Origin of the sequence: Kribbella sp. NPDC051137, from assembly GCF_040682535.1 — a bacterium.
GTDB classification, from domain to species: Bacteria; Actinomycetota; Actinomycetes; order Propionibacteriales; family Kribbellaceae; genus Kribbella; species Kribbella karoonensis.
Window position 1 is genome coordinate 36418 of the sequence record NZ_JBFBBI010000005.1, and the last position, 12951, is coordinate 49368.

Annotated in this window: 9 protein-coding genes; 5 read left to right on the top strand and 4 right to left on the bottom strand. The window is 68.9% G+C overall.

The window, feature by feature from the left end; all coding sequences use genetic code 11:
* Positions 1–12: 12 nt before the first annotated feature.
* Positions 13–3165, bottom strand: coding sequence for a penicillin acylase family protein (locus AB0M51_RS26180; RefSeq protein ID WP_363750873.1), 3153 nt, complete (start codon positions 3163–3165; stop codon positions 13–15).
* 116 nt (positions 3166–3281) lie between these two features.
* Between AB0M51_RS26180 and AB0M51_RS26185 the strand changes: the two genes are divergently transcribed.
* Entirely contained in the window at positions 3282–4370 is a 1089-nt protein-coding gene (locus AB0M51_RS26185; protein ID WP_363750875.1) for an aminotransferase class V-fold PLP-dependent enzyme, read from the top strand.
* Between the two features lie 77 nt (positions 4371–4447).
* Here AB0M51_RS26185 and AB0M51_RS26190 read toward each other — a convergent pair whose 3' ends face one another.
* Positions 4448–6559, bottom strand: a complete 2112-nt coding sequence (locus AB0M51_RS26190) for a DEAD/DEAH box helicase (protein ID WP_363750877.1) — start codon at positions 6557–6559, stop codon at positions 4448–4450.
* Between the two features lie 341 nt (positions 6560–6900).
* Here AB0M51_RS26190 and soxR point away from each other — a divergent pair, with 341 nt between their 5' ends.
* The 3 genes from soxR to AB0M51_RS26205 all read left to right on the top strand — a co-directional run bounded on the left by soxR (position 6901) and on the right by AB0M51_RS26205 (position 9507).
* The gene (gene soxR, locus AB0M51_RS26195; protein WP_344200006.1) at positions 6901–7377 is read left to right on the top strand and encodes a redox-sensitive transcriptional activator SoxR; all 477 of its coding nucleotides are present in this window, start codon (positions 6901–6903) and stop codon (positions 7375–7377) included.
* Positions 7378–8244: 867 nt separating this feature from the next.
* A complete protein-coding gene (gene snpA, locus AB0M51_RS26200) occupies positions 8245–8916 on the top strand; it encodes a snapalysin (RefSeq protein WP_363750880.1) in 672 nt (223 codons plus the stop codon).
* A 72-nt stretch (positions 8917–8988) separates the two neighbouring features.
* Positions 8989–9507, top strand: a complete 519-nt coding sequence (locus AB0M51_RS26205) for a hypothetical protein (protein ID WP_363750882.1) — start codon at positions 8989–8991, stop codon at positions 9505–9507.
* Here AB0M51_RS26205 and AB0M51_RS26210 read toward each other — a convergent pair.
* Positions 9504–10523, bottom strand: a complete 1020-nt coding sequence (locus AB0M51_RS26210) for a LacI family DNA-binding transcriptional regulator (protein WP_363750884.1) — start codon at positions 10521–10523, stop codon at positions 9504–9506. The two genes, AB0M51_RS26205 and AB0M51_RS26210, sit on opposite strands and share 4 nt — an antisense overlap.
* 220 nt (positions 10524–10743) lie before the next feature.
* On the opposite strand from AB0M51_RS26210, the gene ugpC reads away from it, so the two are divergent.
* Positions 10744–11823 carry a sn-glycerol-3-phosphate ABC transporter ATP-binding protein UgpC gene (gene ugpC / locus AB0M51_RS26215; RefSeq protein WP_363750885.1) on the top strand — a complete coding sequence of 360 codons (1080 nt, stop codon included), beginning with the start codon at positions 10744–10746 and terminating at the stop codon, positions 11821–11823.
* A 59-nt stretch (positions 11824–11882) separates the two neighbouring features.
* Here ugpC and AB0M51_RS26220 read toward each other — a convergent pair whose 3' ends face one another.
* Positions 11883–12833, bottom strand: coding sequence for a glycosyltransferase family 2 protein (locus tag AB0M51_RS26220; RefSeq protein ID WP_344200022.1), 951 nt, complete (start codon positions 12831–12833; stop codon positions 11883–11885).
* Positions 12834–12951 lie beyond the last annotated feature (118 nt).

Below are 12951 nucleotides of genomic sequence, written 5' to 3' on the forward strand. Positions count from 1 at the left end.
CTCATCCTGGCATCACCATCTGAACACCTGGAACTCGTACAGCGAATAGCCGTACGACGTCGCCCGCTGAGTGCCGGTCACCCGCACATACCGGGCCGGTACGGCGCCGAACCGGACCACGTCCTCCCCGCCGTTCCCGGCCGTCGTCGCGTGCACCTGTTGCCAGGTCGAGCCGTCCCGCGACACCTCGATCCGGTAGCCCTTCGCGTACGCCGCCTCCCACTGCAGCACCACCCGGCCGACCGGCTGCTCGTTGCCGAGGTCAACCTTCAGCCACTGTGGATCCGACCAGTCGCTCGCCCACCGGGTGTCGAGCTTCCCGTCGACCGCCTGGGCCGGGGGCGAGTTGTACCAGCCCTTCTCGTAACTGCTCGCGGTCGCGGTCTTCCCGGCCGCCAGGTTGGTCACGTCGTCGCCGCGCCTCGCCGGGAACTCGACCACCTGCTGGTACGTCGGCCGGTTCACCCAGGCGATCCGGTCCTGGGTGATGCCGCCCATCGGGTTGTGTGCGATCTGGTCGGCGCAGAACTGGTCGCCCGCCGCACAGTCCGCGGTCGCCGGGTACGTCGTCGACGCCGGCGTCTTGGTTGCCGCCAGCAAGGTCTCCGTCAGCACGGACCGACAGGCGGCCAGCGATCCGGCACCGCAGTACGTCACCGGCTGTGCCGTCTTCACCGGGTCGCCCAGCACCTTGCGCATGTCCCGCTGGACGAAGCCCCACCAGCCGCTCTGGAAGGACGATCCCTGCGCGCTCGGGCGCTCGTCGATCTTCAGGTTCGCGGTCAGGGCGCTGTAGAGGTCCGGTCCGAGGTCCTTGAACTCGGCCGGGACCAGCAGAGGCCACCAGGCGTCGAGGATGCGGATGGCGTCGGCGTTGTCGTAGGTGCGTGACGACGCGTTGGGGGTCTTGCGGTGGGCGCCGGACTGTTGCCAGGCCGTCAGCTTGGCGACGGCGTCGGCGACGGCCGGGTCGGTGATCGGTGCCGATTTCAGGACGTGCAGCAGGTACGGCAGCACCTGGTCGCCGCGGAGGTCGACGGTGGCGGCGTCCTCCATCGCCTCGACCAGCTTGCCGCGGGTGAACTTCTGCCCGCTGTCGATGACGGCCTTGATCCGGTCGTCGAGCGGCTGGCTGCGGTAGACCGCGTTGTACCCCCATTGCCCGTCCGAGGCGGAGTACCCGGGAGCCTGCTTGTTGTTCCAGCTGGTCAGGTAGTCCTGGTTCACGACCTGCGGGTGCTGCGCCGGCGGCGTGTACGTGGCGCGGTTGGTGTCGGGGTTCCAGCCCTTCCACTCGTACGAGCTCCAGGTCGGCAGGTTCGGGTCGGCGCCGTCCGCGCGCACCGGGTTGTCACCGGAGTTGAAGTACGCGATCGAGTTCTTGTCGGTGTAGAACCAGTTGAAGGTGTACCCGATGTTCGCCGCGGCTTTCTGGAAGTCGGCGGCCGAGTGGATCTTGTCGGGGTCGTTGAACTGCATGAACCCGAGCGCCGATCCCGCCTCGTTGCCGTACGTCGACCGGTTCTTCGTGAACAGAACAGGCTTTCCGCCCACTGTTCCGCGGTGTGTCACGATGCCGTACTTGGTGCGCAGGGCAACCAACGTGTACGACCCGGCCGGCTCGGAGGACCCGAGGCTGGAGTACCACGAGTTGTGCCGCTCCAGCCGCTCGATCGGCACGCACTGACCGCGGAAAACGTAGTACTGCGAGGCTTTCGTCGGCGTTCCGCCGCCGGGCTCGCACAGGGGTACGGCGAACGTGTCAGTGATGTCCTGCCCGGCGGACGTCGCGCTCCACGAGTAGTCCGGGCCGCGGCCGATCAGGGTGTAGAAGTTCAGGCCGGCGAAGGCGATCCCACGCGAGCTCACGCCCGGGCCCTGCAACTCCTGGCGGAGCAGCAGTTGCGGAGCGAAGTACCCGGTCTGCGGGCCGTAGACGGCGATCGGGTTCCCGGACTGGGTATGCGCGCCGGAAACCAGGAGTGCGTTCGACATCGCACGTTTTCCGAAACCTTCCGGAAACAGTCCTTGGTCGAAGATTCCCTTCAGTGCTTCGGATCCCGCCGGCGCGGGCCGCACGGCCGCCGTCTTGTTCGCGGTCTGGTCGATCACCTCGGGTTCGGCGGTGACCGAGCCGCGGTCCGGCAGCGCACGACCGGGCGGGTTCGGGCCGGTGGTCCCGTACGGGAACGTCGTCCCGTTGTGCACCGTCGTACTCGCCTCGGGGTCGTTCTGCGAACGGAACGACTCCCACACTTTGGTGCCCTCGGCAACGCCGTACTTCGCCTGCGCCTCGAGCAGCGCCAGCGCCGACGTGACCTCGGACCCCCCGCCGGTGCCGAAGATGCCCGCGACCACGGCCGCGGTGGCGACCACGTCGGTCACCTTCCAGTGCGGCGTCGGCCACTGCAGACCGAGCGCGACGTACTCACCGGGATAGCCGATGCCGACCGTGTCGATGTAGTGGTTGACGCCGTCGACCCAGGCCTGGATGTCCTGCTGCATCTTCACGCCGTCGGCGCCGTACAGCGTGGCGGCGTCGTCGAACTGCCGCTGCAGATCGGCCTCGGTGTACGGCGCGGTCCGCCAGAACTCCTGCTCGAACTCGCGGTTCGCCGCGGCACCGCCCGCGAACGGCGTCAGCTGCCCGCGTCCGAGGTGCCGGAACACGTCCATCACGAACAGCCGGTCCTGCGCGCCGGCGTACCCGGCACCGAACATCGTGCCGAGCCGCGTGGTGCCGGTGATGTGCGGGATGCCGCGGGACTTGTCCCGGACGATCGTCACGTCACTGCGCGGGTGGACGGTGCTTGCCACGTCGTCCGGTTTCACCCCGAACGACGAGTCGTCGTAGTACGGCGCGAGGCCGTCGTCGGTGATGCCCTGCGAGTTCCAGACCAGGTCCTGGTACGGCTTCAGGCTGTCGCTGAAGTGCGGCGGGCGGACCCCCAACGCCTTGAAAGCAAGGAGATCCGTGAACGTCGCGCTGCCGTTCTGGCCCGGCGGCAGGATGTCACGACATTGCCCGAGGCAATAGTCCGCGGGATCCCCGGCAACGGCCTGCGGCGCCGCCTGGGTCGGAGCGGGCAGGGCGGCGAGAACGGCGACGACGGCCGCGACAGCGGCGGTCACGCGAAGGCGGGTGCGAAGTGCGGGGCGGGGCACGGTCCCTCCTCAGGTCGATAAAAGTGAGAATGACTCACGAGTAGGTTGAGGTCAAGAAGTTGGCACGGACAGACTCTCGCCAATTGCGGTCCGTGACCACTACGCTCAGCAACACCATGAGCATCCACGATCGTTATCGATTGAGTGTGGTGATCAACGCCAGGGGGACGTACACCCCGCTCGGGGTGTCCCGGAGCTCTGACGCTGTCGCGGCAGCCGTCGCCGAGGCGCTACCCGAGTTCTTCGTGCTGGACGAGCTGCGCGACCGGGCGAGCGAGGCGATCGCGCAGATCACCGGCGCGCAGGCGGGCGCCGTCGTGCACTGCACCGCCGCCGGGATCACGCTCGCGGTCGCGGCCACGATGACCGGCGGCGACCCACGCCGTACGGCCGCGTTGCCGGACACGACCGACATGCACAACCGCGTCGTACTGCCGGCCTGCCACGTCGTCGACTACGGCCACTCGAACCTGCAGGGCATCCGGCTGGCCGGCGCCCAGGTGGATCTGGCCGGCGACGAGGACGCCTGCACGCTCGCCGACCTGGAGGCCGAGCTGGACGGGCCGGACGTCGCGTGCCTGATGCTGGTGTCGTCGCGGCTGACCCGCGGCGAGCCGATCGACCTGGCGGCGGCGATCAAGGCCGCGCACCGCCGCGGCGTACCGGCGATCATCGACGGTGCGGCGCAGTTCCCGCAGATCGCGGACCTGCTCGCCACCGGCGCGGACCTGGTGCTGGTCAGCGGGCAGAAGTACCTCGGCTCGCCGACCGCCGGGCTGGTCGCCGGGAGCTGGCCGCTGGTGCAGGCGGTCCGGGCCCAGGACAAGGGCATCGGGCGGGTGATGAAGCCGACCAAGGAAGCCATCATCGGCGTCCTCGCGGCACTCGAGGAGTGGCAGGCGATCGACCGGGTGAAATGGCAGGCCGACGAACGCGCCAAGGTGGACGCGTTCGTGGCCGCGGTGTCGCGGATCCCCGGCATCGTGGTCACGGCAGTGCCAGACCCGACCGGCTTGCAGGTGTCCCGGGTGCTGCTGAAGGTGGACGACGCGAAACGCATCGCCACCGAGCTCGAGGCCGGGTCGCCGCCGATCTACGTGATGACCGACAGGGTGGACGACGACGAGCTGATGCTCGAGCTGGTCCCGCTGAACGCCGAGGAGATCGCGGCCGCGCTGGCCCGCCTCTGGGCGGTCCTCACCTGAGGCCTTGAACAGAAAACGGTGGGTCGGCACAGGTTATTTCCTGTGCCGACCCACCGTTACTTGTGTCAGCGCACGACTCAGTGCTGGTAGGACTTTCCGTCGGTACGACGGGGACCGCCGTTGCTGCGGCGCGGGCCGTTGCCGCGGCCGCCCGGACGGGTGCTGCCGAAGCGGCGACCGCCCTTGTTGGCGCGCGGCTTCGGGGCCGGCAGCCGCACCGGGTACCCGGACGGCTTGTTGCCGCCGGTCAGCCCGGTCATCACCTCGTCGCCCGGACGCACCCGGACCGGCTCGACGTCGACACCGGCCGACTCGGCCAGCCGGACCATCCCACGCCGCTGGTGCGGCAGGACGAGGGTCACGACGGCGCCCTCACCACCGGCCCGCGCCGTACGGCCGGCACGGTGCAGGTAGTCCTTGTGGTCCGCCGCCGGGTCCGCCTGGACGACCAGGCCGACGTCGTCGACGTGGATACCGCGAGCCGCGACATCGGTTGCCACCAGCACCGGCACCGAGCCGTCCTTGAACTGCTCGAGCGTCCGGTTCCGCGCGCCCTGGGTGAGGCCGCCGTGCAGCGCCGCGGCCATCACGCCGCGGTCACGCAGCTGGGTGGCGACCCGGTCCGCGCCGAGCTTGGTGCGGACGAACACGATGGTCCGCCCGTCCCGGCTGGCCAGCTCCGCGGTCAGCGACTGCTTGTGCGCCGGCTCGATCACCAGCAGGTGGTGCTCCATCGTGCTGACCGAGGCCTGCCCGGACTCGGTCGAGTGCTGCACCGGGTCCTTCAGGTAGGTCTTCACGATCTTGTCGACGTCGTTGTCGAGGGTCGCGGAGAACAGCAGCCGCTGGCCCTCGGGCGGGGTCATGTCGAGCAGCGTGGTGACCGCCGGCATGAAGCCCATGTCGCACATGTGGTCGGCCTCGTCGAGGACCGCGACCTCGACCGCGCCGAGGTCGGCCGCGCCCTGCTCGCACAGGTCGATCAGCCGGCCCGGGGTGGCGATCAGCAGGTCGACACCGCGCCGGAGCGCGTCGATCTGCTTCGGGTACGGCAGGCCGCCGGCGATCAGCTTCAGCGACACGTTCATCACGTGCGCCAGCGGCTCGAGGGCGTCGTGCACCTGCATCGCGAGCTCACGGGTCGGGACCAGGATCATTCCGCGCGGACGGCGCGACTCGGTCCGGCCGCCGGCCAGCCGCATCAGCGTCGGAAGCCCGAAGCCGAGCGTCTTGCCGGAACCCGTCTGGCCGCGGCCGAGCACGTCCTTGCCGGCCAGCGCGTCCGGGATGGTCGCGGCCTGGATCGGGAACGGCGCGGTGATGCCGTCCCGGGCCAGCCGCTGGACCAGCCGCGGGGCGAGCCCGAGGGCGGCGAACTGGTTGTCCTCGGCAACGGTCCCGAGGTCGACCGGCTGCTGCACCGGCTCATCCTTCCGATAGCTCTTCTCGAACCGCGGCTTCTCGTCCCGCTCGAACCGCCGGTTGTCCCGGCCGCCGTCGCGGTTGGTGTCGCGGCTGTACTGCGGCCGGTCGTCCCGGTTGAAGCGCGGACGCTCGTCCCGGTTGTACTGCGGGCGGTCGTCGCGGTTGAAGCGCGGACGCTCGTCCCGGTTGTACTGCGGGCGGTCGTCGCGGTTGAAGCGCGGGCGCTCGTCGCGGTTGTACTGCGGGCGCTCGTCGCGGTTGTACTGCGAACGGTTGTACTGCGGCCGGTCGTCGCGGTTGAAGCGCGGCCGGTCGGTGCGCTCGCGGTCGTCCCGCCGGTACGACGAACGGTCGTCCCGGTTGTACGCCGGCTTGTCGTCGCGGTTGTAGGAGGAACGGTTGTCCCGGTTGTACGAGGAACGGTCGTCGCGGTTGTACGACGAACGGTTGTCCCGGTCGTAGCGGGAGCGGTCCTGGGAGCGGTTGTCCTGGGCACGGTCGTCGCGGCGGTACTGCGGCCGGTCGGTGCGGTCGTACTGCCCGCTGCGCTGCCCGCGGTCGGCGCGGGGCTGCTCGGAGCGGTACCCCTTCACCGGCGTACGGTCCTCGGCCCGGTTGTCGGCGCGGTTGTCGGCGCCGGCTTCGTAGGACGGCTGCTGCGCGGCGAGGCGCTCGCCGTACGACTGGTTCTGGTGCTTCTTGTGCCGGGGCTTCTTGTTCCGCCCGTCGGCGGAATCGGCGTCGAACTGGTGGTGCTGGGTCACGCAAACTCTCTCTCGTATTCACGGACGAGGGGCGCCGGATCGCAGCCGCACGTGAGCGCCGGTCACGAAAACATGACCGGACTACGTACTCAGCAGGAGACGGGCATCGACCTGCGGGTGCTATCGCGTTGCACCCATGTCGCCGGAAAGCTTCAGCCGGATGCTGAACCGACGGGTCGGAGCGCCTGGGAACATCTCTGGTGACGCGACGCGCGCACCGACACCAGAAAAGTATAACCGATCGTGACGACCACTCCGACCAGCAGACCAGCCGCGGCAGTGGTCCTCTCACACACTTCAAGCATGCTTGAGTGTTTGGAGCCCCGGCCTAGGGTGGCGGTATGGGAGAGGAGAACGTCCCGAGCAAGGAGCACTGGCTCTCGATCGGGGAGATCGCGCAGCGGTCCGGAGTGGCGGCGTCGGCGTTGCGGTTCTACGAGGACCAGGGTCTGATCGCGTCCCGCCGGACCGCCGGCAACCAGCGGCAGTACCAGCGCAGTACCTTGCGCCGGATAGCGTTCGTACAGGCCGCGCAGCGGGTCGGGCTGGCGCTCGCCGAGATCAAGAACGCGCTGGACTCGCTACCCGAGGACCGGACACCGACCCGGGCCGACTGGAGCAAGCTGTCGAAGTCGTGGCGCAGCCGTCTCGACGACCGGATCGCCGAACTCGAGCGCCTCCGCGACGACCTCGACACCTGCATCGGCTGCGGCTGCCTGAGCCTCCAACGCTGCAACCTGTACAACAAGGAGGACCGCCTCTCCACCCGCGGCCCCGGCGCCCGCCTACTCAACGTCGGCATCCCCGGCGAGGCCTGAGACCCCAGCGCCGTTCGGCCAAGCACTGGCGTCGCCAGGCTGGCGTGGCCTGGCACAGGTAGTGGTGGGCTGGCACAGGTAGTGGTGGCTCGGGACCTGTTATTGCCTGTCTTCAGCCACAATTGGGTGTCCCACGCCCCGCCTGTCGTCCAGCGCGGCCGCGCGGGTCAGGGCGGCCGGCAGCTCACCCGCGACGGCGGCCCCAGGGATGACAGTCCACCCCGACACGGCAACCCCGGGACAGCAACCCCAGGTACGGCAGCCCCGGGGTACGACGAGCCCGAGTACGGCGCCCCGGAGTACGGCAACCCCGGGCACGGCAATCCCAGGGACGGCAGCCCCCGCGGACAGCAACCCCAGGGACGGCAGCCCGGTTACGCAAACCCCAGGGACAGCAGCCCCGGGTACGGCAGCCCGGGTACGGCAGGCCCGGGGACGGCAAGCCCGGGCACGGGCGCCCGGGCCTTAGGGGTGGGGGTTGCCCCTTGAAGTGGGGGGTTGGCGGCTGGGATTTTCAGGGGGCAACCCTTCAGTTGAGGGGATAACCGTTCATCTGGGGGGTGGCGTTAGGGCGGGGGCGGGCCGGTGCGGATCGGATCCGGGTCGCTGCCCGACAAGCTCGCCCCCAGGGAGAGCCCGAGCGCCTCGGAGATCAGCCTGTGCTCGTGGAGCGGACGGTGTTGGGCCTGGACCGGGCTCATAGTCCGGGTGTTATGTCCGGCATAGAACGGTCCGCGGGAATCGCGGGTTATCCCCAGGGTTTCGTGCGAAGCGGTGCGCGACGGGCGGAGTTCTTGGCAGCATCCGAATGTGGCGATCGGTAATCCGCCCGTCGCTATCCGCCACCGATTTCGGAGTGAGGCCTCCATGTCGTATCGCCGTATCCTGTCCGGTCTCGCGGGGCTCGCCGCCGCCGCGCTGGCCGTCCCCGCGCTCGCAGCGTCCCCCTCGACTGCCGCGCCTACGAACGTGTCCACCGCCGCCTCCCGTGCGGCGTACGTCGGCTCGCCCCAGGACGAGGCCGCCACCAAGGCGTTCTACGACGCCGTGATGAAATCCGCCCGCGCCAAGATGGCCAAGCAGGCCGCCAAGGGCCAGAAGGTGACCGCGGTGACGGTCACGTACGCCGTCGACGCACCGACGTTCGCTTCGCAGATCGCCTCCAGTACGCAGATCTGGAACTCGTCGGTGAGCAACGTGAAGCTCGCCGAGGGCAGCAACTACGACTTCTACTACACCGAGGGCAACGACTCGCGCGGCTCGTACGCGTCGACCGACGGCCACGGCAGTGGATACGTATTCATCGACTACACCCAGGCCGAGCAGTACGACAAGACCCGCATCGTCGCCCACGAGACCGGCCACGTCCTCGGCCTCCCCGACCACTACTCCGGCCCGTGCTCCGAACTGATGTCCGGCGGCGGCCCGGGCCCGTCCTGCACCAACCCGTACCCCGACTCCACCGAACGCTCCAAGGTCAACTCCCTCTGGGCCAACGGCTTCACCAGCACAATCAGCCCGTTCCACATCGCGAAGTAACCCCCGAGAACCTCCGGCCCGGGAGCCGCCCGGCAGGGGACGGCCCCGGGCCGGAGCCCCCTACCCTGAACCATGCGCAGATGGGTGGGGGCCACGGCGGCGGCAGTTGCCGGCGCTCTGGAACTGACAGGTTGCGGGGTTCCCGCCGGCGGGGTGATCGGCGTGACGGTCGACGCCACCGGCGCCCCGCAGATCGTCGTACAGATGTGTGAAGGTCACATCGACGGCGCGACGCTCTACCTGCCGGATCCCGATGCCGACCGGCAGCCGCCTCAGGACCGGACGATGGGGCGCTGGGAAGCGTCCGGGCCGGTGACCGGGTTCTCCCAGTTCTCGTTGGACTCGGGCGGCAACGGCTGGGCGGTGTCGGGTGAGCTCGTCGGCCGGGCACCGGGGACCCGGTACACGATCTACGGGTGGTCTCGAGACAGCAGTTGGTCGGCCATGCATCTGGAGTTCAGCGAACGCGACCTGAAGCAACTCCACCCCGGCACGGTCCTCGTGCCGTCGAAGGACCTGGCTTCTGAGGACAACTGGACCGAGTCGGTCGACGACTTCAAGCAGAAGGCGTGTGACGACTGGCAGTTCTAGCGGGCCGGGCCGGTGGAGCCGCGGACCACGAGTTCGGGGCGGAAGAGGAATTCGGTGTGCGGGGTCGCGTGGCCGCGGACCTCTTCCAGCAACGATTGGACGGCTGCCAGGCCCATTGCCTGGACCGGTTGGCGGATGGTGGTCATCGGGGGGTCGGTGAACTCCATCATCGGGGCGTCGTCGTAGCCGACCACCGAGATGTCGCCGGGGACGGACAGGCCGCGCTGGCGGACGGCCCGGATGGCGCCGAGGGCCATCATGTCGGAGCCGCAGACGACCGCGGTGACGCCGCCGTCGAGCAGCTGCCGGGCGGCCGCCTCGCCGCCCTCGACGCCGAACATGCTCAGGGCAACCATCGGGCCGAGGTCCTCGTCGGACAACCCCAACTGGGCCTTCATCGACGTACGGTACCCGGCCAGTTTCCGCTGTACGACGAGGAACCGTTCCGGCCCGGACGCGAACCCGATCCGGCGGTGGCCGAGGGCAACGAGATGGGAGACGGCCAGCTCCATCGCGGCGTACTCGTCGGACGAGACGAACGGCGCCTCCACCGACGGCAGCCAGCCGTTCACGAAGACGACCGGGAGCCGGCGCTCGACCAGCGCCTGGTACCGCTCGTGGTCGGCGCCGGTGTCCGCGTGCAGGCCGGAGACGAAGATGATCCCGGAGACGCCGCGCTCGAGCAGCATCTCGACGTACTCCTCCTCGGTCGCGCCGGACGGGGACTGCGTGCACAGCACCGGGGTGTACCCGCGCTGCGACAGCGCCGACTCGATCACCTGCGCGAACGCCGGGAAGATCGGGTTCATCAGCTCCGGCATCACCAGCCCGATCAGCCCTGCCGACCGCCGCCGCAGCCGCGCCGGCCGTTCGAAGCCGAGGACGTCGAGTGCGGTCAGCACGGACTGTTTCGTGTCCTCCGCGACCCCCGGCTTCCCGTTCAGCACCCGGGACACCGTCGCCTCACTGACCCCCGCCTTGGCTGCGATGTCCGCCAGCCGCGCTCTGCTGCTCACGCGGGCACTGTACAGAGGCGAGGCTGACATTTCAGCAAGATCCTGCAAGAACTTGCAGACTGCGTGCCGGTGTCCACTCCGTGAACAGAATGGACACATCACACCGCACAAACCTTGTCAGGACGAGTGGCGCCGGGCGAGGATAGGCGGACTCCCCCGCCCGGGGGAACCTTTACTCGGATCGTCCGGCACGTTCCTGCCGGTGAAGGGAAGTACAGTCATGGCTACTGTGTCGTTCAAGGCGGCAACCCGGGTCTACCCCGGTTCGGACACCCCCGCCGTCGACAAGCTCAACCTCGAGATCGAGGACGGCGAGTTCATGGTGCTCGTCGGCCCGTCGGGTTGCGGTAAGTCCACCTCGCTCCGGATGCTCGCCGGCCTCGAAGAGGTCAACGAGGGCTCCATCTACATCGGCGACCGCGACGTCACGCACCGTCCGCCGAAGGAGCGGGACATCGCGATGGTGTTCCAGAACTACGCGCTCTACCCGCACATGTCGGTCGCGGACAACATGGGCTTCGCGCTGAAGATGCAGGGTGTCTCCAAGGAGGACCGGGCGAAGCGCGTCGGCGAGGCCGCCAAGCTGCTCGGCCTGGAGGAGTACCTCGACCGCAAGCCGAAGGCGCTCTCCGGTGGTCAGCGTCAGCGTGTCGCCATGGGCCGCGCGATCGTGCGTAACCCGCAGGTCTTCCTGATGGACGAGCCGCTGTCGAACCTCGACGCCAAGCTGCGGGTGCAGACCCGTACGCAGATCGCCGAACTGCAGCAGCGCCTCGGTGTCACGACCGTGTACGTCACGCACGACCAGGTCGAGGCCATGACGATGGGTGACCGGGTCGCGGTCCTCAAGGACGGTCTGCTCCAGCAGGTCGACACCCCGCTGAACCTGTACGACAACCCGAAGAACAAGTTCGTCGCGGGCTTCATCGGCTCGCCGGCGATGAACCTGATCACCGCCAACATCGCCGAGGGTGGCGCCCAGGTCGGTGACTACACGATCCCGGTCGCCCGCGACGTGCTCGCCAAGGCCGGGAGCGACAAGACCCTGACCGTCGGCGTTCGTCCGGAGGCCTTCAAGGTCGCCGACGAGGGTCTGCCGGTGAAGGTCGCGGTGGTCGAGGAGCTCGGCGCCGACGCGTACCTGTACGGCACGTCGGAGCACGACGGCGAGACGCAGCAGATCGTCGCCCGCATCGACGCCCGCATGCAGGTCGAGAAGGGCTCGACGGTCCGCCTGGCGGCGGTGCCGGAGAAGCTGCACCTGTTCTCCACCTCCACCGAGGAGCGGCTCACCGCCTGATCCTCAGCAGTACTCCTACCGGCCTCGGGTGGCTCGTCCATCCGGGGCCGGTGCCAGTTTCAATTGCTCCGTTCCAAGCGCTCCGCGGGGTCCATGTTGGTCTGCTTGAGCAGGTAGTGCGGGCGCTTCTTGGTCTCGTAGTAGATCCGGCCGATGTACTCGCCGATCAGTCCGAGCATCACCATCTGCAGCCCGCCGAGGCCGGTGATCGCCGCGATCAGCGTGACGTACCCGGGCATGTCGACGCCGTGCAGGATCGCCGCCACCAGTACCCACACGGCGTACCCGGCGGCGACCGCGGTGAGCAGCAGGCCGACGTAGATCGCGGCCCGCAACGGCTTGTTGTTGAACGAGAGCAACCCGTCCAGGCCGTACTCGAGCAGCCGCCGGAACGTCCACCGGCTCTTCCGGTCCGCCGGCGGCTGCACGTTGTCGTACTCGAACAGGATCGACTCGAACCCGATCCAGGCGAACAGGCCCTTCGAGAACCGGTTGTACTCGTTCAGCTCGAGCAGCCCGTCGACCGCGCGCCGGGACAGCAGCCGGAAGTCGCCGACACCGTCCATCAGCTCGACGTCGGCCCACTTGTTGATCAGCCAGTAGTAGGCCCGCGAGAACAGCGTCCGGGTCGCCGGGTCGCCGGTCCGGTTGCGGCGCGCGATCACCTGGTCGAACCCGCGCCCGTACTCCTCGAGCATCCGGCCGATCAGCTCCGGCGGGTGCTGCAGGTCGGCGTCCATGATCACCACGGCGTCACCGGTCGCGTACCGGAGACCGGCCAGCATCGCGGCCTCCTTGCCGAAGTTCCGGCTGAACGAGAGGTATCTCACCGACTCGTCGGTGGCTGCCAACCCGACCAGGGCGTCGAGCGTCCCATCAGCACTACCGTCGTCGACGTAGACGATCTCGTAGGGACGGCCGGTCCCGGCGAGCTCCCGGCTCAGTGCCTGATGGAACCGGGAGATCACCTCGACCTCGTTGTAACACGGCACCACCAGACTCAAGCGCATCGTCGTGCCTGCCCGTCGGCCGTGGTGCGATTCCTGTCCAGACCAGTACTACCCGCTAGCTTTGGCGGCCGAACGAACGGATCGAAGGGGCGGCCAGTGGTTTCCGAGGACGCTGTCG